Origin of the sequence: Glycomyces sambucus, from assembly GCF_900102815.1 — a bacterium.
GTDB lineage: Bacteria > Actinomycetota > Actinomycetes > Mycobacteriales > Micromonosporaceae > Glycomyces > Glycomyces sambucus.
The window spans coordinates 248,472-269,658 of the sequence record NZ_FNGF01000006.1; the positions used below are offsets into that span (position 1 = coordinate 248,472).

Here is a 21,187-nt window from a genome sequence, read left to right on the forward strand (position 1 = left end):
TGGGCCCAAGTCTAGACCGCTCCGCGCGCCTCAGCCCTTCTCCAGGAACTCGCCCCGGTCGGCCGCGAGATCGTCGACGAGCGCGGCGAACCCGGGGAACCGTTCGAGCTGCGGATCGGCCTCGACGAGCGCGGTGGCCTCGGCCCGCGAGGCCGCGATGATGTCGGCGTCCTTCAGCAGCGACAGGAGCTTGACGTGGGACTTCATGCCGGACTGGGCCGCGCCGAGGACGTCGCCCTCGCGGCGCTGCTCCAGGTCGAGTTCCGCCAGCGCGAAGCCGTCGGTGGTGGAGGCGACCGCGTCCAGGCGCTCCCGTGCGGGCGTCCCCTCGAACGCCTCGGAGACGAGCAGGCACAGGCCCGCGTGGCTGCCGCGGCCGACGCGGCCGCGGAGCTGGTGGAGCTGGGAGATGCCGAAGCGCTCGGCGTCGAGGACGACCATCGCGGTGGCGTTGGGGACGTTGACGCCGACCTCGATGACGGTGGTCGCGACGAGCACGTCGATGTCGCCGGCCGCGTAGGCGCGCATGACGCGGTCCTTCTCCTCGGGGTCGAGGCGGCCGTGGAGCAGGCCCAGGCGCAGGCCGCTGAGCTGGTTGGCACGCAGTTCTTCGACGATGTCGGTGACGGCGAGCGGCGGGCGCTTCTCGTTGGTGCCGGGGTCCTCGGTGTCGTCGCCGCCGACGCGCGGGCAGACGACGTACGCCTGGCGCCCGGCCGCGGCCTCCTCGCGGATGCGGGACCAGGTGCGGTGCATCCAGCGCTGGTCGGTGTAGGGCACGACGTGCGTGGCGATGGGGCTGCGCCCGGCCGGGAGCTCGGTGAGGCGGCTGGTCTCCAGATCGCCGTAGACGGTCATCGCGACGGTGCGCGGGATCGGGGTGGCGGTCATGACGAGCGTGTGCGGGGGCTTCTTGGCCTTGGCGCGCAAGGCGTCCCGCTGCTCGACGCCGAAGCGGTGCTGCTCGTCGACGACGACGAGGCCGAGGTTGGCGAAGTCGACGCCGTCGTAGAGGAGCGCGTGGGTGCCGATGACGATCCCGGCGGTGCCGGTCCTGACGGCGTCGAGGACGGGGCGGCGCTGGGCGGCGGTGGCCGAGCCGGTGAGGAGCACGACCTGGGTGGCCTCGGTGGGGGCGCCGAGCTGGCCGCCGTCGGCGAGGTCGCCGAGCATCTCGGCGATGGACCGGTGGTGCTGGGCGGCGAGGACCTCGGTGGGGGCCAGGAGCGCGGCCTGGCCGCCGTGGGCGACGACCTGGAGCATGGCGCGCAGGGCCACGAGGGTCTTGCCGGAGCCGACGTCGCCTTGGAGGAGGCGGTGCATCGGGTGCTCGCGGGCGAGTTCGGCGGCGATCTCGGCGCCGACCTGCTCCTGGCCCGCGGTGAGCGCGAAGGGCAGGCGCGCGTCGAAGGCGTCGAGGATCGCGCCGCCCTCGGGGTACGGGTCGGCGGCCTCGCCCGCGGAGGCGGCCTTGCGGCGCACGAGGACGGTCTGCATGACCAGCGCCTCCTGCCATTTGAGGCGCTTCTTGGCCGCGCCGAGGTACTCGTGGGAGTCGGGGCGGTGGATCTGGTGGAGCGCGGTCCCGTAGTCGAGGAGGCCCAGGCGCTCGCGCAGGGGCGCGGGCAGCGGGTCGGGCGGACTGGGGACGAGGCCGAGGACGGTGTGGACGGCCTTGGCGACGTTCCAGGTCGGCATCTCGGCGGTGGCGGGGTAGACCGGGATGAGCGTCCCGGCGAACTCCTCGATGGCGCTGCCGGGGTCCTCGGCGTCCTCGGCGAGGAGCTGGTACTGCGGCGAGTTGAGCTGGAGGCGGCCGCGGAACTGCGCGACCTTGCCGGCGAACAGGCCCCAGCGGCCGGCGACGAGCTCCTTCGACCGCCAGCCCTGGTTGAAGAACGTGAGGGTGAGCGAGCGCCCGGCCTCGTCGGCGACGATCACCTCCAGCAGCTCGCCGCGCCCGCGCCCGCGGCTCTTGCCGGAGCGGGGCGTGAACGTCTTCTTCACGGCGGCGCGCACCTGGGCGGCCACGGTGACGTCGTCGCCGATGCCGAGCGAGGCGAGGTCGGTGCGCTCGCCGCGCTGGGCGTAGCGGAACGGGTAGTGCCCGAGGAGGTCCCCGGCGGTCTCGAGGCCCAGTCCTTCGGCGAGGGTGTCGGCGGTCTTCTTGCCAAGGACCTCGCGCAGCCGGGTGTCCAGCCCAACGGTCATTCGGCTCCGATCAGCAGCAGCGGCTCGATGTCTCCGGCGGGCAGCCCCTGGGTCTCCACGGTCGGCCACGCCTCGCGCACATGATGACTCAAGGCTGTGACAATCCCGTCGTCCGACCCGGCGCCGGGCAGGAACGTGAGCAGTTCCGCCCCAGCGGAACACAGGCGGTCGGCGAGGTCGCGGGCCGCTGCGGCCCCGTCCGCCGCGGTGGCGGCGGCCTCGCCGCCGACGACCACGGTGAAGGCCCCGTCGTCCGCTCGGACCTCGCCGACGCGGCACGCGGCGGCGGCCTCGGCCATCGCGATGACGTCGTCGTCGAAGTGCCGGTCGGGGTCGTGGACGGCGACCGCGGCGAGACTCTGCACGACCGCGCCCGTGGGGACCACGGTGGTGCGGAAGCCCTCGCGGCGGACCTGCTGGGCGGCCCTGCGGGCCGTGCGGGCGGCGTCGGGGGTGTCGACGAGGACGACGGCGCTGCGGGCCCCGCCGTCGCGCACGGCGGCGAGCTCGTCGGCGGCCGTGTCGGCGGTCGCGGTGCGGCAGCCCTCGCCCGCGAGGAGCCCGCGGATCCCGGCGCTCTCGGTGACCACGAGGACGACGCGCTCACGGGTCTCGGCGGGCTCCTGCGGGGCGGTCGCGGGCTCCTGGTGGGCGTGGACGGCGCCGTCGGCGAAGCGGGTCACGGAGATCCGGTGGACCCGGCCGCGCTCGATCCCGGCCTCGATGGCCGCGCCGATGTCGTTGACGTGCACGTGGACGTTGAACGTCGTGACGTCCCGGGCGGCCCGGGAGCCGATGATGACGACCGAGTCGCCGAGGTCGGTGAGCTGGTGGCGCAGGTCCGAGGCGGCGGCGGCGTTCGCCTCGAGCAGGTACTGGACCTCGTAGCCGTACGTCTCCGAACCGGTCTCGCGCGGGACCTGCTCGGCCTCCTCGACCGCGCGCACGCGGTGGCGTTCGAGGAGGTCGAGGGCACCGGTGGGGACCGAGCCGGTGAGGGTCTCCACGAGCGCTTCGAGGAGCAGCGCGAGCGCGAGTCCCCCGGCGTCGACAACCCCGGCGCGGGCGAGCGCGGGGAGCTGCCCGGGGGTCGCGGCGACGGCCTCGGCGGCGCCTTCGGCGGCGGCGCGGGCCGCGGACACCAGCCCGAACGGGGCGGCCTTGCGGGCCGCGGTCGCGGCGGCCTCGGCGACGGTGAGGATCGTCCCGGCCATGGGGACGGCGACCGCGCCGGTGGCGGCGTCGGTGGCCGAGCGCAGGCCGGCGGCGAAGCCCTTGGCGTCGACGGCGTCGGCGTTCCAGACGTCGGCGAGGCCGCGGAGCATCTGCGCGAGGATCACCCCGGAGTTGCCGCGGGCCGAGAGCAGGGCCCGCCCGGCGGCCTCGTCGAGAAGCGCTTCGAGGCCGAGGCCGGGGGTGCCGCCCTGGAAGGCGGCCTGGAGGGTCGCGACCATGTTCGTCGCGGTGTCGGAGTCGGCCACGGGGAACACGTTCAGTTCGTCGACGCCGCGCCGGTGGCGGGTCAACGTGTCGATGCCGCGCGCGGCCCACTCGCGCATGATGTCCGCGTCGAGGGCCTGGCGTCCGGTCTCAGGGATTTCCACCACGGGCCATGAGGATACGCCTCCGGGGGAGGACGCGGTACCCGTCGGTGCCGCCTCCTCCCCCGGAGACCGTCTGATCAGGCGCCGAAGCTGACGCTGTCGCGGGCCGCCTGCAGGGCCTGGACCTGCTCGGCCGTGGCCGTGCCGACGAAGCCGACGTAGGTGTCGCCGTTCTGGACGACCCCGGTCATGACCGTGTTCCCGGCGACGGTGAAGGTGCTGAAGTACGCCTCACGGGCGTCGACGCGGTACAGGCTGCCGACGGGCGCCTCGGCGGCGCCGCCGGCCCAGGTGGCGGCGAGGGCTTCGAGGTTCGCTCCGAGCGTTTCGATGCCGACCTCCTCGGCGACCCCGATCGCCGCGTTGTCGAGCGTGCCGATGTACATGGTGGGGCCGTCGGCGCCGAGCACGCTGCCGGTGGCGTCGGTGAACACCGGGGGCGGGCTCGTGGCCTCGGTGGAGCCCTCGGGGACGACGATGTTCAGGCCCGACGCCTCGTTGACGAGGGTCGGGGGGCCACTGGGAGCTTCTGCGGACGCGTCACCAGTGGGGTCCTGCGAGATCGTGCCGGTCTCGTCGCCACCGGGCTCGCCGCCCGGGTTGAACAGGATGAAGCCGCCGACGCCGAGCGCGGCGGCGATCACGACCACGCCGACGAGCAGGAGCCACATCGGGCCCTTGCCCTTCTTCTTGCGCTTGATGGTGTCCGGGGCGCCCCACGGCTGCGCGCCGCCGCCGGAGACCGGGACGAGCTGGCCGCCCTGGGGGCTGAACTGGCCCCCGCCGAACGGCGGCTGGCCGTAAGGGGGCTGCTGGCCGTACCCCGCCGGGCTCGACACCGGCATCCCCGAGGCCGGGATCGACGACACCGGGGGCATTCCCGAGACCGGCATGCCGGAGACCGGCATCCCGCCGCCGCCTCCGAACGGGTCGGCCGCGGGCATCTGGTGCGGCATGGGGGGAGGCGTGTGCTGAGGGGAGTGCATCGGCTGCGCGGGCTGGTCGAACGGGGAGATCGGGACGCCCGGGGGCGGGCCGTACGGCGGCGGCGACTGCTGGCCGGGCCCGCCGACGTACTTCACGGTCCCGTCGGCCTCGACAGGACCCGGCTGCTGCTGGCTCATCCCCGACATCCGCTGGCTCTCCGGCGACCACGGCGGCGGTTCCTCCGGAGGCTGCTCGTTGGGGCGGTACACCGGGGGCTGTTGCGGGGACTGCCATCCGTCGGCAGGCTGCTGCGGGGTGTTGCTCATGTTCGACTCACCAAAGAAGCTATGGGCATCGGCACATCATCTGTATGCGGCCAGCCTACGGGATTACCGCCCATCCTAGAGTCACCGACGGTAGCGGACCGCGGCAGCCGCCACAGTACAGAGCAGTGGAGGGACGTCCTGGAAGGACGCGCCGAGACGGCTGTGGCGTAGGTCCCCTGACCTGGATGGGCGGGGGTTCTCCGGGTCCGTTAGAATTGCCGGGTTGCCCGCCGTCAGGCGGGTCGAATGAACGTCAAGCAGGAGTTTTGGATTATGTCGAGCGTGTGTGAAGTCTGTGCCAAGCGCCCCGGCTTCGGCAACAACGTCCCGTGGTCCCACAAGAAGACCCGTCGTCGTTGGAACCCGAACCTGCAGACCATCCGCATCGCGACTGGCTCCGGCGACAACAAGCGCCGCGCCAAGGTCTGCACCTCGTGCATCAAGGCCGGCAAGGTCACCCGCTAAGGGCTGACGCCGAGAAGACTTTCGCCGCCGGGGCCCGTCCTCGGCGGCGCTTCTTCGTGCGTTGATCACGTGATCTCGCTAACGCCCGGGCCCGCGCCCGGGCGTTTTCGTCGTACCCGGAGCGCAGTTTTGGCGGCGGGGCTCGGGGGCTCTACCCACCCTGGGTGGGTAGTGCGCCCGCCCGCGCGAGCTGGGGGACGGCCGCAGGCGAACCGACAGGTCGGCCCGATGCGCGGTCGGCTGCGGCTGCGGCTGCGGAGCGAAACGCTCCCGAAGCGGCGCCGAGCAGCGATCGGCCGGCGCGAAGGGGCGCCCCGCGGGTCACGTCACGTGGTCGCGAAGTGGTCCCAGCCGGTCGGGCCGGTCCAGCGGCGGCCGTCGACGGTGACGCCCGTGCCGTCGGCGACGGTGCCGATGCGGCGCCAGCCTTCGGGGAGCAGCACGTCGGCGGGGAACGCGGCGGCCAGCGCGTGGTCTTCGCCACCGGTGAGGAGCCAGCGGCGGGCGTCCGAGCCCAGAGCCTCGGCGGCGTTGCGCATGGCTTCGGGGACCGGGAGCGCGGTGGTGTCGACGTCGATCGCCACGCCCGAGGCGGACGCGATGTGGCCGAGGTCGGCGAGGAGCCCGTCGGAGACGTCGATCATGGCGTTGACGCCCATGAGCGCGGCGTCGCGCGCGGCCGCGTACGGCGGCTGCGGCCTGCGGTAGGCGCCGACGAGGGCGCCCGGGGAGCGGAAGCCGCGCGAGAGGACGTTCAGGCCGCCCGCGGCCCAGCCGATCCGGCCGGCCAGCGCGATGACGTCGCCGGGGCGGGCGCCGCCGCGGGTGACCGGGGCGCGGCCTTCGAGGTCGCCGAGGGCGGTGACGGTGATGGTGAGCTGGTCGCCGCGGGTGGTGTCGCCGCCGACGACCGCGGCGCCGACCGCGGACGCCTCGTCGGCGAGGCCGATCGCGAGCCCTTCGAGCCATTCGGCGGGCGTGTCCTGGGGGGCGCAGACGGCGGCGAGGAGCGCGGTGGGGCGGGCGCCCATGGCGGCGACGTCGGCGAGGTTCACGGCCGCGGCCTTGTGCCCCACGTCGGCCGCGGAGCACCAGTCGCGCCGGAAGTGGTTGCCTTCGACGAGCGTGTCGGTGCAGGCGACGACCCGGCCGTCCGGGGCGGCCACGACGGCGGCGTCGTCGCCGGGGCCGAGGAGCACCGCGTCGGTCGTGCCGAAGTGGCGGGTGAAGCGCTCGATGAGGCGGAACTCGCCGACCTCTGCGACGGTCTCGCTCACTGTCGGATCATTCCTCGGTCGCTTGAAGGTCGGTGGATCACTCGGTAATCTTCGCTCAACGGCGAACAGGATGCGGTCAGGCCCGCCCGTGTCGGGTCGGGGCCCACGTCCGCTCGTCGCCGCACGGGGAGGTGGCCTGCGGTCATGGTCCAGGCGTACATGCTCATCCAGACCGAGGTCGGCATGGCCGACTCGGTCACCGCGGCCGTGTCCGCGATCGAGGGCGTGGTCCGGGTCGACGCCGTGACCGGCGCATACGACGTGGTCGTGCTCACCGAGGCCGCCACCGCAGACCACCTGGGGGACGCGGTGGTGAGTAGAGTCCAGCGGGTGGCGGGCATTACCCGCACGCTGACCTGTTCGATCCTCAAGATCTGAGGGGGCGCCCGGTGGGCGAGTCGAGGCTTCCGGCGGTCATCGCGACCGTCGTGGCGGTGCCGGTCGCGGTCGTCGCGGGCTTCATGATCTTCAACGCGATGGTCCCGGCGGCCGAGGAGCACTCGGACCTGGTCCAGGCGGACCTGTCGCCGGTGTCGGTCACGGTTCCGGAGCTGAGCGCGGAGGACGCGGTGTTCTGCCTCGCGCTCACGGCGACCGCACCGGACACGGCCGGCGGTCTGGAGGCGCGCCCGGTCGAGGGCGGCGAGGGCGCGGCCGAGGCGGTGCTCGCGTACGGCGACCCGGCGGCGGTGGCGACCTGCGGCGCCGAGGCGGTCGCGGTCGAGGACACCGCCGCGGTGTACAAGCTCAACGGCGTCTGCTGGTACTCCGACGACGCGGGCCTGGAGTGGACGACCCTCGACCGGCAGGTGCCGGTGGGAGTGATCGTCCCTGAGGAGGTCGAGCAGCCGGTGGACATCCTCAACGACCTGTCGAAGGTCGTCGAGGACAAGATCCCGGCCGCTGAAGACGCCCCGACCGGATGCGCGTGAGTCGGACCAGGTGAAGCGGCGCCCGGAGAACGAAGGCCGAGCCGAGCACGGCTCGGTGGAGCGGGTTCCGGCTGAACTCGACACAGTGAAGCCGGGGCGCCTGCTCGACCGGTCGTTCTTCGCGCGGGACTCGGTCGTGGTGGCTCCGGAGTTGTTGGGCTGCATCGTGACCGCGAACGGCGTGTCGGTGCGGCTGACGGAGGTCGAGGCGTACCGCGAGGACGACCCGGCCTCGCATTCCTTCCGTGGGCGCACGCCGCGCACGGCGGTGATGTTCGGGCCCGCCGGGTTCCTCTACGTGTACTTCACCTACGGAATGCACTACTGCGCGAACCTGGTCTGCGGCGAGGACGGCGCCGGTGCGGCGGTGCTGCTGCGGGCCGGGGAGGTCATTGACGGCGAACCGATCGCGCGCGGACGCCGCGGCGAGACGGTGAAGGACCGCGACCTCGCACGAGGCCCGGCGAGACTCGCGCAGGCGCTGGGCTGGGGCCGCGAGGACAACGGCCGAGACATGGTCGGCGCGGTCCGCGCAGGCGAGCCGACACTGTGGGCTGCAGGCCCGCGCACCGGCATCACGAAGGCGGCGGACACCCCCTGGCGATTCGCGATCCCGGGCGACCGCTTCGTGTCCCCCTACAAGCGCCACCCCAAAGCCCCTGCCGCAGAGCAGGACCAAGCGCCTCCGGCGAAGTAGGCGCACTCGGCGCCGGACTGCGGGCGGCGGGCTCCGAGCTGCGGGCGGCGGCCCTCCCCCACCCACTGGGTGGGTATGTCTAGCACCCACCGTCCCGCCGGGGTCCGACAGAACAGCCGGTGTCGCCGCTTCAATGCGGTGAGGATCACTCGCCGCCATCGCCGCAAACGTCTGTGGCCGGGCCCGCCTTTCGGCGGGCCCGGCCACAATCGCGGTACTCGACTGGGCGCCCGGTTGGCGGTTCGCGGTCCGGGGCTCGCTTCCGTCCCTACTCGAGCCTGACGTCGAAGAACGGGGAGCGCATCAGGTCTCTGAACGCCTCCAGGGCGCCGTCGTCCAAGTGGATCTCGGAGTTCCTGCCGCCGTTGGAATCCGAGGGCGTCTCGAAGTAGACGATGGCCTTCAGGCGCGGGTAGTGCGCCATCTGGTACCGCGCCGCCTCGAAGACCGCGGTCTGGTGGTCGGGGTACTCCTCTTCGTGGAAGACGCCCCACTCGGCGAGCATCATCGGCTTGCCGGGGTGCTCCTTGGCGATCCAGTGGTAGAACCCGGGCCAGGCCGTATCGCCCTTGGTCTGGTCGACGATCTCGCCGAAGTCCGAGCGGCCGTCGTCGTGGAGGGACTGGCCGTAGCCCGAGAGCCCGATCCAGTCGACCACGTCGTCGCCCGGGTAGAGCTGGTCGTGCCAGGGCTTCTCGACCCACTTGAGGTAGCCCATGTAGTTCATGACCGACACCAGGTTGTCGGCCCCGTGCGAGCGCAGCCGCTCCACGACGTACCGGAACATGGCCGCGTAGTCGGCGGCCTCCATGCCGGACCCGTCGCGCTGGATCACGTCGTTCTCGGGCTCGTGGTGGACGGTGAAGAAGAACGGCTTGTCGAAGTTCGCGGAGATGTGGGCCGCGAGGCGGTCGAGGTAGTCGTCCACTTCGGGGTCCCCGGCCGCGATCTCGGCCCAGGAGGCCATGCGCGGCTTCCAGTTGATGAACAGCGTGCGCGGGCGCTCGGGGTCCTCGGTGAGCGCGATCTGCGCGTCGGTCGGGAACAGGCGGGCGTCGCCGCGCTCGTAGGCGTGGTAGATCTGCTGCGTGTGCTGGACGCGCTCCTCGAACGCGAGGAGTTCGTCCTCTTTGACGCGGCTGGTGTGCGCGGCCGGCGCGACGCCGACGAGGGCGCCGCAGGTCGGGATCAGCTTGTCGCCGGTGGAGCAGACGCTCAACTGGTCCTCGGACTGGCCGGACTCGGGCTGCGGTTCGGTCGGCTCCGCGGCCGGGAGGCCCGGGATCGCGGACGGGACCGGTGATCCGGCCGGGTCGACCGGGAGCACCGGCGGACCCGAAGGCGGGCCGGTCGGCGACGGTGACGCGGACGGTGAGGCCGAAGGTGACGGCAGCGCCGTGGACGGCGCCGGCGTGTCGGTCGGTGCCGGCAGGTCCGAGGGCGGGTCCGTCGGTGCGCCCGTGGGCGGTTCAGTCGGTGTGCCCGAAGGAGGCTCGGTGGGCGTGTCCGTCGATGCCGGCGGCAGGGTCGGCGGGAGCCACGGGTCGGTGGGCGGCGCGGTGGGCGGGGGCGGACCGGTCGGGGCGTCCGGTTCGGAGACCGTGCGCAGGGCCGGGCCCGTGTTGTACTCGGCGCCTTCGAGTTCGAGGTACGCCTTGCGGTCGGGGCTGGTGACGGCGAAGCCGTACCGGCCGGGTGCGTTGATGGCGCCGGTGACGTCGAAGACGATCTCGGTGGTCGCGGCGTTCACCTCGACCGCGTCCCAGACCCTGCCGTAGGGCGGCGCGGTGGCGGCGGTGAGCGAGCACAGGCAGCTCACCGGGTGGACCGAGGCGACCTCGACGGTCATGCCCTCGGAGTCGGGCGGGACGGCCACCGGCAGCCGGAGCTCCGCGGTGTGCGCGGGCCGGACCGTGGTCTCGTCGACCGCGAACTGGAGGTGCGCGACCGCGATGCCGAGGTCGTCGGAGTAGCCGACGGGCAGCACCGTCGGCGCGTCGGGGGCCCGCCCCTCGACCCCGGTCGCGGTGAAGGAGGCCGCGAGCGGCCGGTGGTCCACCGTGCCCTCGCCGCCCTCCCACGCCTCGCGGACGGCGTCGCCGAAGCGGCCGCCCTCCGTGCCGACCCCGTACCCGACCACGAAGCCCGCCAGGACCAGCGGGAGGACCGCGAGGACGGTCACGATCCCGCGGCCGGTCGCGAGCGGAAGCCGCTGTCGCCCGTCTGCGCCGCCCATCGTCCACCTTCTTCCGTCCAATGTGATCCGGACTCGGTATTGCGAATCACCATATTAGCGAACAAATTGGCTTCTACTCGTCTCCTCTCCCGATTACAACCCTTGTCGCGCGTGGCGCGGCGCGGCCGTCACCTTTCGGACACATCACTCGTTACTCATTCGAGATCCCTAGAACGAGAGAGGGCTTCGTGTTGAGGACCCCTGCCGCCCGCACGCTCGCCGATTACGGCGTCATCGTCCGCCGCTCCTGGTGGCTCGTCGCGGGCACCGTCGCCGCGGCGCTCGCCGCAGGCGTGGCCTACACCGAGCTGAGCCAGGAGGTCTACGAGTCGACCGCGTCGGTCCTGGTGCTGCCGACCGCGGGCGACACCGAGGTCCAGGGTGCCCGCACCGCCGGGCAGGTCAACCTGGACACCGAGGCGCAGCTCGTCAAGTCGACCGAGGTCGCCGAGGCCGCCGCCGCGGCGCTCGGGGCCGACCCGGCCGCCGACCTCGTGTCGCAGGTGTCGGTCACCGTGCCGCCCAACACCGCGGTGCTGGAGATCAGCTTCCAGGCCGGCACGCCGCAGGCCGCGCGGGAGGGCACCGTCGCGTTCAGCGAGGCGTACCTCGCGCACCGGCTCTCCGGCGCCACCGCGTCGATCGAGCGCGAGATCGGCGCCGCGAACGTGGAGCTGGAGACCGTCCGGGCCGAGATCGACGCCGCCGAGGAGCGGCTCGACGGGATGGGCGACGGGGACGGCGGCCGCGCCGGACTCGAGTCCGATCTGGACGACCTGGAGCGCCAGGCCGGGGAGATCGAGGCCGCCGTCGCGGGCCTGCGGGCCCAGACCGACGCGGTCTCGCCGGGCCGGATCATCAACCAGGCGTCGCTGCCGCAGGCCCCGATCAGCCCGAACGCGATGTTCAACCTCGCCGCGGCCCTCGGCGCCGGGCTCCCGCTGGGCCTCATGCTCGCGTGGGCGCGCCACCGCCTGGCCCGCCGCGTCTCCTACCCGGCCGACCTGGTCGAGCGCTGCGAACTCGACGTGCTCGCCTCCGTGCCGCCGGCCGTGAAGTTCCAGCGGCGCGAGGTGTTCGGGGCCTACAGCCCCGGCGGGCGGGTGTTCTCGCAGCTGCGGAACATCGTCGCCTCGCAGCTCACCCGCGACCAGCGCGTCATCGTCGTCGCCGGGGTCGCGCCCGGGCCGGCCGCGAGCGTCGTCGCCGCGAACCTCGCCACCGCGATGGCCCGCGCGGGCGACCGCGTCACGGCCGTCGCCGCGAACCCGAGCACCACCGTGGGCCTGCCGGAGCTGTTCGGCACCGACCCGGTCCCGGGCCTCGCCGACGCGTGGTCGGGCCGGATCGACCTCGCCACCGCGGTCCAGGCCGCGCCGCGGCAGCCGAGCCTGTCGGTGATCGGCCCCGGCGCCGCCGCGCGCGCCGCCGGGCCCACCAGCGAGGCCGCCGCCGAGACCTTCGCGAAGCTCGCCGAGGCGGGCCGGTTCGTGGTCGTCGACGCGCCGCCGCTGTCGTGCTCGGCCGACGCCCAGCTCCTCGCCGGGCACGCCGACGCCGTGATCCTCGCCGTCCAGTCGCAGCGCGACGCGATCGCCGAGACCGCGGCCGCCGCGGTCGCCATGCGGCAGATCGACACGCCGCTGCTCGGCGCGGTCCTGCTCCCGGGCGTGCTCGGGCCGATGAACACCGTGCCGCTGCCGACCGCGCGCCGCGAACTCATGTCGCGCCGCGTCCCCACCGCCGACGAGACGCCGACCGACTCGCTCGAACCGGTCGACGACGCCGCGGCCACCGAGGTGATCCCCGCGGTGGGCACCGCGTCGGCGGCGCCCGCCGCCGAGCCGCGATGACCCTGCTCGCGGCCGCCCGCTCGGCCGGCAGGGAGCGCGCGACCGCCGAGCGGTCCGAGGGCGCCTCGCTCACGTGGCTGCTCGCGGCCTACCCGCTGTGGTGGGCGCTCGGGCTGGGCGTGCTCGCGATCCCGTTCGTCGCCGCCGTCGCCGCCGTGAAGCTGGTGCGGCGCCGCTCGATCGCGGTCCCGCCCGCGTTCGGGTGGTGGCTGCTGTTCCTGCTCGCGGTGGTGCTCAGCCTCGCGAACCTCGGCGTCGACCCGCCCGGGGTGGTGCCCGAGACGTTCCTGTCGAGCCTCCCGGGGGCGACCTACCGGTTCGGGTTCTACTGCTGCGTCACGCTCGTCGCCCTGTGGGCGTACAACCTCGTCCTCGAAGGGAAGCTCCGGCGCGAGCGGTTGATCCGGCTGCTCGCGTGGCTGTTCGCCGTCACCGTCGCGGGCGGGCTCCTCGGCACGTTCTTCGGAGGCTTCGAGTACACGTCCCCGGTGGAGGCGATGCTGCCGAACGCCGTGGCGAAGGACGGGTTCGTGCAGTCGCTGGTGCACCCGCAGGCGGCCCAGACCATGGACTTCCTCGGCTACGAGACGCCGCGCCCGGCCGCCCCGTGGGGCTACACGAACACGTGGGGCAACAACTACGCGATCACCGCCGTCTGGTTCACCGTGGCCGCGTTCTGCCTGCCGCTCAAGACGAAGTGGCGCGTCGCCGCGGTCGCGCTCCTGGCGGTCTCGCTGGTCCCGGCGGTCTACTCGATGAACCGCGGCCTGTGGCTCGGCCTCGCCGCCATCGCCGTGTTCACCGCGCTGCGGCTGCTGGTCTCCGGCCGGCCCGGCGGGATGCTCGCCCTCGGCGGCGCCGGATGCGCCGCGGTGCTCCTCGTGGTCCTGACGCCGCTGGGGACCGTGGTGCAGGCCCGCATGGACAACGGCCACTCCGACGAGGGCCGGGCGTTCTCCTCCGAGCGCGCCACCGAACTGGTCGTGGAGCACTCGCCGGTCCTCGGCTTCGGGTCCACCAGGAAGACCCTCGGGTCCGGCGAGTCGATCGCCGTCGGCCCGACCCCCGAGTGCCCCCGCTGCGGCGGGCGCACCCTCGGCGGGAACGGGCAGCTGTGGCAGGTCATGTTCGCGCACGGGATCGCCGGGACCGCCGCGTACCTCGGGTTCGCGCTCGCGGTCCTGTGGCGCTTCAGGTCCGACCACTCAGCGGTCGGCATCGCCGGGAGCGCCGTGGTCGGGTTCTCGCTGCTCACGATGTTCTACTACAACTCGCTGGTGACGCCCCTCCTGCTCACGCTGCTCAGCTACGTCCTCCTCGCCGCCAACAGAACCACCGCGCCCGGTGCCCAGGGCCCAGAGACGGAGAACCGATGAGTCGAGCACTGAAGACCGCCGACGACCTGCGCAGGCGGGCGACCTACCTCGCGGAGGTGGTCGACCAGCTCTACCCCGGCGGCAGCGCCGGGGACGCGCCCGCCAGGCCCTACATCGTCGTGCCCGGGCGCCGCAAGCCGCGCGTCCTCATCCCGGCCGCCGACCGGAAGGTCGCCGCCGCGGCGCTGTCGCGGTACGCGCGCCCGGCCGCGCGCGGCGCCCGCCTCAAGCGCGACGCCGCGGTCCTGGCGCTGCGCCTGGGCCTGGACCGGCTGCTGCTGCCGCACCGCGTCAAGGTCGGCGGCGCCGAGGGCATCGACGACCACCTCGCGGCGGTCCTCGGCCACGAGGTCCACCTGAGCGTCCACATCGGCCCCGCGCGAGCGAACCGCAAACCGGTGCTCCAGATCCTCGACGGGGACGCGAACACCGTCGCGTTCGCGAAGCTCGGCGTCAACGCGCTCACCCGCGAACTCGTCGACGCCGAGACCGCCGCCACCAAGCGCCTGAGCGAGTTCTGCGACCTCCGGCTGCTGCGCGTGCCGCGGCTCCTGCACTCCGGGAACTGGAACGGCCACAACCTGATGGTGACCTCGGCGCTCCCGGCCTGGGAAGCGCCCGCCGATCTCGGGACGGCCCGCCGCACCGCCGCCATGCGCGAACTCGCCGACGCCTGCGGCACCTCGCGGTTCCCGCTCGGGGAGTCCGACTACGCCGCGCGGCTGCGCACCAGGCTCAAGGCGCTCACCGAGCGCGGCGAACCCGACGCCGACACGCTCCAGACCGCCGGGGAGACCCTCCTCGACCGGTACGGGTCCTCGTCGATGACCTTCGGCGCGTGGCACGGCGACTGGTCGCCGTGGAACACCCGCGAGACCGAGGAGCGCATCTACCTGTGGGACCTGGAGCGCTTCGAGACCGGCGTCCCCTACGGGTTCGACGCCGTCCACTTCCGGCTCCAGGACGACATCGTCACCAAGGCGACCGACCCGACGACGGCCGTGCTCGGCCTCGTCGCCGACGCGCCCGCGATCCTCGCGCCGATGGGGGTCGCCCCCGCGGAGGCCGAGCCGACCGCGCTGCTGTACCTCGTGGACCTCGCCGCCCGCTACATGGGCGACCAGGCCGAGCGCGCCGGGGCGGCGCTGGGGGCCCTCGGCCGCTGGCTCCTGCCGACCCTGCTGCGCCACATCGCCCGCCAGCGGACCGCGCAGGCCGGCTCCACCGACGGCACCTGTTGAGCGGCAAGGAACATCGAATGACCCAGCGGACTCTGCGCGAGCGCATCCCGACCCAGCTCAAGGCCGTCGTCGGCCACTCCTCGCGCACCTTCGGGCGCCTGACGGCCTCCTCGCGGATGCTGCCGGGCCTGCTGGTGTGCGGCGGCCAGCGCTGCGGCACCACCTCCCTGTACCGGGCCCTGGCCCAGCACCCGGCGATCCTGAAGCCGGTGTTCCACAAGGGCGTGCACTACTTCGACACGAACTACCAGCGCGGCCCGGCCTGGTACCGCGGGCACTTCCCCACGCAGGGGGCGGGCGCGCGCGTCGCCGACCGGACCGGCCTGGTGCCGATCGCGTTCGAGTCGAGCCCGTACTACCTGTACCACCCGCTCGCGGCGGCGCGCTTCGCGCGGGACCTGCCGGACGTCAAGGTGATCGTGCTGGTCCGCGACCCGGTCGAGCGGGCGTGGTCGCACCACGCGCACGAGGTGGCGCGCGGGTTCGAGCCGATCGCGGACTTCGCCGAGGCCGTGGAGGCCGAGCCGTCGCGGCTCGACGGCGTCGAGGCGCGGCTGCGGGCCGACCCGGCGCTGTACAGCTTCGCGCACCAGCACCACGCGTACACCGCGCGCGGGCAGTACACGGACTTCCTGGAGCCGCTGGCGGCGCAGGTGGGCCGCGACCGGGTGCTGGTGCTGGACTCGGGCGAGTTCTTCACCCGGCCCGAGGACGCGTTCGAGCGGGTCCTGCGGTTCCTGGGCCTGCCGTGGATCGGCGAGTTCGCGTTCGCGCGCCACAACGCGCGCGGGCGCCCCTCCCCCATGTCCGCGGAGCTGCGGGAGCTGCTGACCGAGCACTACGGGCCCTACGACGAGCGGCTCGCGGACTGGCTCGGAGGGGTGCCGAGTTGGCGGCGCTGACCGCGCAGGACGCGGAGGCGGGGACCCGGGAGGAGCTGCGCGGCACCGCCCGCGGGGGCCTGGCGAACCTGGTCGGGGCCGCGGTCTCGGGGCTCGGGGGCCTGGCGGTCACGTGGCTGGCGGCCGTCGCGCTGAGCCCCGCCGAGGCGGGCGCGTTCTTCGCGGCGACCTCGGTGTTCATGCTCGCGGGCGCGCTCGCGCGCCTGGGGACCCCGACGGGGCTCGTGTACTGGGTCGCCCGGCTGCACCGGAACGGGCGGGACGGGGCGATCGGGTCGGTGCTGCGGCTGGGCCTGTGGCCGGCCGCGATCGCGTCGTTCGCGGCGGCGTTCGCGCTGCTGCTGACGGCGCCGCTGTTCGCGAGCCCGGACCTGGTGCGGCTGCTCGCGGTGTTCATCCCCGCGTCGGTGGCGATGGAGTCGCTGCTGGCGGCCACGCGCGGGTACCGTCTCATGGGCCCGTCGGTGGTCATCGACAAGCTCGGGCGCACGGTCGCCCAGCTCCTCGGCCTCGGGGCGATCGCCCTGGCGGGGACGGCGACGGCGCAGTGGATCACGTTCGCGTGGGTGCTGCCGTACTTCCCCGCGGCGCTCGCCGCGGGCTGGTACCTGCTGCGGCGCCACCGGGCCTCGGGCGCGGACCGGGAGTTCCCCGACCGGGTCTCAGCGCGGGCGTTCTGGGGGTTCACCGCGCCGCGGGCGGCGGCGAGCGTGGCGCAGCTGGGGCTCCAGCGGCTCGACATCATCATGGTGGCGGCGCTCGCGGGCCTGGGCGCGGCGGCGGTCTACACGGTGGCGACCCGGTTCGTGATCGTCGGCCAGATGGCCTCGGGCGCGGTGGGCCAGTCGGTGCAGCCGCGAGCGGCGGCGGCGATGGCCGCGGGCGCGCCCGCGTCGGCGCGGGCGCTGTACCAGGAGTCGACGGCGTGGATCGTGTCGCTGACCTGGCCGGTGTACCTGGCGGTGGGCCTCCTCGCCGACTGGTACCTGCGGGTGTTCGGCGGCGAGTACGCCACGGACGAGGCGCGCACGGTGGTGTGGGTGCTGGTCCCGGCGATGATGTGCGCCTCGGCGTGCGGGGTGGTGGACTCGATGCTGTCGATGGCGGGGAAGACCTCCTGGCAGCTGATCGACGTCTCCGTCTCACTCGTCGTCAACGTCGGGTTGAACCTGGCGCTGATCCCCACGATGGGCGTCGTCGGCGCGGCGATCGCGTGGTCGGCGGCGGTCCTGGTCAATAATTTGGTTCCACTCGCGCAGCTCTGGCGCGCCTTCGGGCTGCATCCGTTCGGGGCGCTGACGCGGCGTGCGCTGCTCGCGGCGGGCCTCGGGTTCGGGGTCCTGCCGCTGGCGGTCTCGCCGTTCGGTCCGGTGTGGACGCTCGCCGCGCTGGCGGCGGCCGGTGCCGCGTGGGCGGTGGCGCTGCTGCGCTACCGGACCAGGATCTGAGGGGGAGCACCGTGGCAGCCAACTACACCGAGGTCTTCCGGGACCCGACGGCGGTCGAGAAGTACGCCGAGCGCACCTACGCGCCCGGGACGTTCTCGTCGATCGTGTCGAGCCGGCAGACGGGCTGGCTGCGCGGTTTCGTGCCGCACGCGTTCGGGATGCCGCCGGTGCACCACGACTTCGCGTCGGGGACGGGCCGGGTCGCGCGGATGCTCGCGGGCCTGGTGTCGGTGTCGCACGGGTACGACACGTCGGAGGCGATGCTCCAGAAGGGCCGGGAGCTGGGCACGCCGGGGCACGCGCACCTGGTGGCGCCGGGCCTGGCGGTGCCGGAGCCGGACGAGACGCGGCCGCGCCTGGTGACGGCGTTCCGGTTCGTGCTCAACGTGGACCTGCACCTGCGGGACCAGTTGATGGACTTCGCGTCGATGGCGCTGCCGGACCCGGACTCGGGGCTGCTGCTGGTGGAGAACCACGGGAACGCGTCGTCGCTGCGGCACCTGCGCAAGACCTTCGGGCGCCTGGACGCGCACACGTGGTTCCAGGAGCTGTCGCACGAGGAGATGGCGGAGCTGTTCGACCGGCACGGGTTCGAGCTGGTCGGCATGCAGGGCTTCACGATGTTCACGCAGGGGTGCTACCGGCGGCCGTGGATCTGGGCGTCGAAGGCCGCCGACACGATGCTGTGCTCGCCGATGTCGAAGTGGGCCACGGACGTCGTCTACATCGCCCGCAGGCGGTAGACGCACTGCCCGGCGACCGGGCGGTGCCGTCCGGTCCGCAGGGGCGCGCTCAGGGCCGGTTCCGGCGTGCTCCCGCGGCCTCGGCGAGGAGCCGCAGCGCCTCGGGGAGGTCGTCGCGGAGGTAGCGGCGCACGAGGCGGCGGGGCTCCGAGCACATCCGGAACAGCCATTCGGTGCCGGTGCGCCGCATCCACTTCGGGGCGCGGCGGCGGTATCCGGCGATGAAGTCGATGCTCGCGCCGCAGCCGAGGAGCCACGCCCTGGGGGCCGCGGTGCGCAGGCGCACGCACACGTGCTCCTGCTTCGGGAACCCCAGGCCGACGTAGACCAGGTCGGGGGCGGCGGCCTGGACGCGCTCGACCAGCGCGCGCCACTGCGACTCGTCCGTGTCGAAGCCCATCGGGGGGCACCAGGCGCCGACCACCTTCAGGCCCGGGTAGCGGGCTTCGAGGATCTCGGCGGCGCGCTCGGTGGGGCGCGCGGCGCCATCGGGCGTGCCGCCCAGGAGCGCGATGCGCAGGCCCCGTTCGGAGGCCGCGGCCGACAGGCTCCACACCAGGTCGGAGCCGGCGACCCGGGCGGGCAGCGGCGTGCCCGCGAGCCGGGCCGCCCACACCAGCGGCGCCCCGTCGGCGGTGACGAGGTCGGCGGCGTCGACGACCGCGCGCAGTTCGGGGCGGCGGCGCGCGGCGGCGACGATGTCCACGTTCGGGGTGACGATCCGCCCCCCGCGGCCGGCCTCGATCGACGCGAGCACGCGCGCAACCGCCTCGGCCTCCGTGACGGGGTCGATGCCGATGCCGCCCAAGCGGACTCGTGGGGAAGGTCTGCCGCTCGCGCCTCCGGCGCGCGCAGGGCCCAAGCGCTCCATGACATCAGACGCTAGAGCCCGGCGGGCGGTTTTCCGGGTTTTTTCGGTCCAGGGCGTGTCCCCGACCCCACCCCGGCTCGTTATAGGAGTCGATACAGGGGGAGCACGAGGGTGAGCGAGGGTTCAGTGAGCTGGAGAACGGCCGAGCAGTCCGAGCAGTCCGAGAACCGCGTCAAGGTGGTCTTCATCGGGGGCCTGGGCCGCTCCGGCACCACGCTCCTGGAGCGCCTGCTGGGGCAGCTGCCCGGGGTCGTCCCGCTCGGGGAGATCACCCACCTGTGGGAGCGGGACCTGGTCGGCAACGAGATGTGCGCGTGCGGCGCGACCTTCTCGCACTGCGAGTTCTGGCAGCGCATCGGCTCGCGCGCGTTCGGGTCCTGGGAGGACGTGGACGTCGAGCGGCTGAACGCCCTGAAGCACACCGTCGACCGCACCCGGCACATCCCGGCGCTCGCCGCGAAGAAGCTCGCGCCCGCGCAGCACCAGCTCGTCACCGAGTACGCCGAGTACTTCGAGAAGATCTACGCCGCCGCCGCGAAGGACACGCGGGCGCAGGTCGTGGTCGACTCCTCGAAGCACGCGTCACTCGCGTACTGCCTGCGCTGGTCCCCGAAGATCGATCTGCGGGTCATGCACGTCGTGCGCGACTCGCGCGGCGTCGCCTACTCGTGGACGAAGCAGGTGCGCCGTCCCGAGTCGCCCACCGGCGACCAGATGACCCGCTACTCCCCCGCGAAGGCCGCGATGCTGTGGAACGCGCAGAACGCCGCGTTCAGCCTCCTGGCCCGCCGCGGGGTCCCGGTGCGGCGGGTCCGGTACGAGCGGATCATCCAGCGCCCCAGGCGGGTCATCGCCTCGCTCGCGCGGTTCTGCGGGCTCGACCTGGTCGAGTCGGACCTGAACTACATCGGCGACGGCTGGGCCGACCTGGGCCCGAGCCACTCGGCGGCGGGCAACCCGATGCGGTTCACCGTCGGGCGCATCCCGATCTTCCCCGACGAGGCGTGGACCGAGGACCTCTCGGACGGCACCCGCAGGATGGTCTCGACCTTGACGCGGCCCCTCCTGGGGAGGTATGGGTACCTGAGCGAGGACGATGCGCCGCTGGAGGATCCCGCACGCGAAGAGGTGAGCGCACGTGACTGACTGGCCTTCCGTCGGGGTCGTGATCCCGACGCACGACCGCCCGCAGCAGATGCGGGCCGCCCTGCGGTCGGTGCTGACCCAGTTCTACCCCGGCGCGATCGAGGTCGTCGTGGTCTTCGACCGGGCCAAGCCCGACCCGGGCCTGGAGGCGGAGCTCAACGGCGGGCCCGCCGCGACCGAGGGGCGCCCGGTGCGGGTGGTCCGCAACGAGCGCACCCCGGGCCTGGCGGGGGCCCGCAACACCGGGATCGCCGCGGTCGAGACCGACCTGGTCGCGTTCCTCGACGACGACGACGAATGGCTGCCCGGGAAGCTCGCCGCGCAGGTCGCGGCCCTCGGCACCGAGGCCGAGCTGTGCACCACCGCGATCGAGGTCGACTACCGCGGCAAGCGGAACGCGCGGCTCGCGCTCAAGTCGACCGTGCGCCACGTGGACCTGCTGCGGTCGCGGATGATGATGCTCCACTCCTCGACGTTCCTGTTCCGCCGCTCGGCGCTCCTGGGCGGGCTCGGGCTCGTCGCGGAGGACGCCCCGGGCTCGCAGAACGAGGACTGGGACATGCTCCTGCGGGCGTCCCGGCGCCGGCCGATCGCGCACGTGGACACGCCGTACGCGCTCGTGAACTGGGCCGGGTCGCACTTCGAGACCCGCTGGGACACCAAGATCTCCTCGTTGCGGTGGATCCTCGACCGCCACCCCGAGATCCACGGCAGCCCCGAGGGCGCCGCGCGGGTCTACGGGCAGATCGCGTGCTGGCACGCGGCGATCGGCGACCGCAAGGAGGCCCTGCGGTGGGCCCTGCGCGCCACGAAGGCGAACCCGGGCGAGCCCCGCGCGGCCGTCGCCGCCGCCGCGGCGGCCGGCATCGTGGGCGTCCCCGCGGTGATGGCGGCCCTGCACCGCCGCGGCCGCGGCATCTGAACCGGCACGG

18 protein-coding genes are annotated in these 21,187 nt (G+C 73.7%); 12 read left to right on the forward strand and 6 right to left on the reverse strand.

Annotated elements, in window-relative coordinates; translation table 11 throughout:
- Window positions 1-30: 30 nt before the first annotated feature.
- From recG to BLS99_RS18990, 3 genes are all read right to left on the reverse strand, one after another.
- Window positions 31-2,211 carry an ATP-dependent DNA helicase RecG gene (gene recG, locus BLS99_RS18980; RefSeq protein ID WP_091053219.1) on the reverse strand — a complete coding sequence of 727 codons (2,181 nt, stop codon included), beginning with the start codon at window positions 2,209-2,211 and terminating at the stop codon, window positions 31-33.
- Complete coding sequence (locus BLS99_RS18985) at window positions 2,208-3,818, reverse strand: DAK2 domain-containing protein (protein ID WP_218126722.1); 1,611 nt, start codon at window positions 3,816-3,818, stop codon at window positions 2,208-2,210. Before BLS99_RS18985 ends, recG begins: the two co-directional genes overlap by 4 nt.
- Window positions 3,819-3,892: 74 nt before the next feature.
- Entirely contained in the window at window positions 3,893-5,068 is a 1,176-nt protein-coding gene (locus tag BLS99_RS18990) for a hypothetical protein (protein ID WP_143034870.1), read from the reverse strand.
- Window positions 5,069-5,341: 273 nt separating this feature from the next.
- Between BLS99_RS18990 and rpmB the strand changes: the two genes are divergently transcribed.
- On the forward strand, window positions 5,342-5,533 hold the full coding sequence (gene rpmB, locus BLS99_RS18995; RefSeq protein ID WP_030157716.1) for a 50S ribosomal protein L28: 192 nt from the start codon (window positions 5,342-5,344) through the stop codon (window positions 5,531-5,533).
- A gap of 326 nt (window positions 5,534-5,859) precedes the next feature.
- Here the strand turns inward: rpmB and BLS99_RS19000 are convergent, their stop codons facing one another.
- Window positions 5,860-6,810, reverse strand: coding sequence for a thiamine-phosphate kinase (locus BLS99_RS19000; RefSeq protein ID WP_091053224.1), 951 nt, complete (start codon window positions 6,808-6,810; stop codon window positions 5,860-5,862).
- Between the two features lie 144 nt (window positions 6,811-6,954).
- Between BLS99_RS19000 and BLS99_RS19005 the strand changes: the two genes are divergently transcribed.
- The 3 genes from BLS99_RS19005 (at window position 6,955) to BLS99_RS19015 (ending at window position 8,439) form a co-directional block, all read left to right on the forward strand.
- The gene (locus tag BLS99_RS19005; protein ID WP_091053226.1) at window positions 6,955-7,188 is read left to right on the forward strand and encodes an Lrp/AsnC ligand binding domain-containing protein; all 234 of its coding nucleotides are present in this window, start codon (window positions 6,955-6,957) and stop codon (window positions 7,186-7,188) included.
- Window positions 7,189-7,199: 11 nt separating this feature from the next.
- On the forward strand, window positions 7,200-7,742 hold the full coding sequence (locus BLS99_RS19010) for a DUF3515 family protein (protein WP_091053229.1): 543 nt from the start codon (window positions 7,200-7,202) through the stop codon (window positions 7,740-7,742).
- A 100-nt stretch (window positions 7,743-7,842) separates the two neighbouring features.
- A complete protein-coding gene (locus BLS99_RS19015) occupies window positions 7,843-8,439 on the forward strand; it encodes a DNA-3-methyladenine glycosylase (protein ID WP_091053540.1) in 597 nt (198 codons plus the stop codon).
- Window positions 8,440-8,707: 268 nt separating this feature from the next.
- On the opposite strand, the gene BLS99_RS19020 is transcribed toward BLS99_RS19015, so the two are convergent.
- On the reverse strand, window positions 8,708-10,675 hold the full coding sequence (locus BLS99_RS19020; RefSeq protein ID WP_091053231.1) for a glycosyl hydrolase: 1,968 nt from the start codon (window positions 10,673-10,675) through the stop codon (window positions 8,708-8,710).
- A gap of 188 nt (window positions 10,676-10,863) precedes the next feature.
- Here BLS99_RS19020 and BLS99_RS19025 point away from each other — a divergent pair, with 188 nt between their 5' ends.
- From BLS99_RS19025 to BLS99_RS19050, 6 genes are read left to right on the forward strand one after another with little or no spacing between them, the layout of a single operon-like run.
- Window positions 10,864-12,528 carry a Wzz/FepE/Etk N-terminal domain-containing protein gene (locus tag BLS99_RS19025; protein WP_091053234.1) on the forward strand — a complete coding sequence of 555 codons (1,665 nt, stop codon included), beginning with the start codon at window positions 10,864-10,866 and terminating at the stop codon, window positions 12,526-12,528.
- Window positions 12,525-13,904 (forward strand): hypothetical protein, encoded by a 1,380-nt coding sequence (locus BLS99_RS19030; RefSeq protein ID WP_091053236.1) that lies wholly within the window; start codon window positions 12,525-12,527, stop codon window positions 13,902-13,904. The genes BLS99_RS19025 and BLS99_RS19030 overlap by 4 nt, the downstream gene beginning before the upstream one ends.
- Window positions 13,901-15,145, forward strand: coding sequence for a hypothetical protein (locus BLS99_RS19035; protein WP_091053239.1), 1,245 nt, complete (start codon window positions 13,901-13,903; stop codon window positions 15,143-15,145). The genes BLS99_RS19030 and BLS99_RS19035 overlap by 4 nt, the downstream gene beginning before the upstream one ends.
- Before the next feature lie 17 nt (window positions 15,146-15,162).
- Entirely contained in the window at window positions 15,163-16,047 is an 885-nt protein-coding gene (locus tag BLS99_RS19040; protein ID WP_091053242.1) for a sulfotransferase family protein, read from the forward strand.
- Window positions 16,035-17,495, forward strand: a complete 1,461-nt coding sequence (locus BLS99_RS19045) for a lipopolysaccharide biosynthesis protein (RefSeq protein ID WP_091053244.1) — start codon at window positions 16,035-16,037, stop codon at window positions 17,493-17,495. The genes BLS99_RS19040 and BLS99_RS19045 overlap by 13 nt, the downstream gene beginning before the upstream one ends.
- A gap of 11 nt (window positions 17,496-17,506) precedes the next feature.
- Window positions 17,507-18,238 carry a class I SAM-dependent methyltransferase gene (locus BLS99_RS19050; protein ID WP_091053247.1) on the forward strand — a complete coding sequence of 244 codons (732 nt, stop codon included), beginning with the start codon at window positions 17,507-17,509 and terminating at the stop codon, window positions 18,236-18,238.
- 49 nt (window positions 18,239-18,287) lie between these two features.
- Here the strand turns inward: BLS99_RS19050 and BLS99_RS19055 are convergent, their stop codons facing one another.
- Window positions 18,288-19,046 (reverse strand): WecB/TagA/CpsF family glycosyltransferase, encoded by a 759-nt coding sequence (locus tag BLS99_RS19055; protein ID WP_245712317.1) that lies wholly within the window; start codon window positions 19,044-19,046, stop codon window positions 18,288-18,290.
- A gap of 189 nt (window positions 19,047-19,235) precedes the next feature.
- Here BLS99_RS19055 and BLS99_RS19060 point away from each other — a divergent pair, with 189 nt between their 5' ends.
- Window positions 19,236-20,255, forward strand: coding sequence for a sulfotransferase (locus BLS99_RS19060; protein WP_091053252.1), 1,020 nt, complete (start codon window positions 19,236-19,238; stop codon window positions 20,253-20,255).
- A complete protein-coding gene (locus BLS99_RS19065) occupies window positions 20,248-21,177 on the forward strand; it encodes a glycosyltransferase family 2 protein (protein ID WP_091053255.1) in 930 nt (309 codons plus the stop codon). Before BLS99_RS19060 ends, BLS99_RS19065 begins: the two co-directional genes overlap by 8 nt.
- The last annotated feature ends 10 nt before the right edge of the window (window positions 21,178-21,187 follow it).

Excerpts from the sequence above, each read along its gene's own strand:
- BLS99_RS19005 (WP_091053226.1), top strand. The coding sequence starts at position 6,955 with ATGGTCCAGGCGTACATGCTCATCCAGACCGAGGTCGGCATGGCCGAC.
- rpmB (WP_030157716.1), top strand. The coding sequence starts at position 5,342 with ATGTCGAGCGTGTGTGAAGTCTGTGCCAAGCGCCCCGGCTTCGGCAAC.
- BLS99_RS19035 (WP_091053239.1), top strand. The coding sequence starts at position 13,901 with ATGAGTCGAGCACTGAAGACCGCCGACGACCTGCGCAGGCGGGCGACC.
- recG (WP_091053219.1), bottom strand. The coding sequence starts at position 2,211 with ATGACCGTTGGGCTGGACACCCGGCTGCGCGAGGTCCTTGGCAAGAAG.
- BLS99_RS18990 (WP_143034870.1), bottom strand. The coding sequence starts at position 5,068 with ATGAGCAACACCCCGCAGCAGCCTGCCGACGGATGGCAGTCCCCGCAA.
- BLS99_RS19020 (WP_091053231.1), bottom strand. The coding sequence starts at position 10,675 with ATGGGCGGCGCAGACGGGCGACAGCGGCTTCCGCTCGCGACCGGCCGC.
- BLS99_RS19040 (WP_091053242.1), top strand. The coding sequence starts at position 15,163 with ATGACCCAGCGGACTCTGCGCGAGCGCATCCCGACCCAGCTCAAGGCC.
- BLS99_RS19030 (WP_091053236.1), top strand. The coding sequence starts at position 12,525 with ATGACCCTGCTCGCGGCCGCCCGCTCGGCCGGCAGGGAGCGCGCGACC.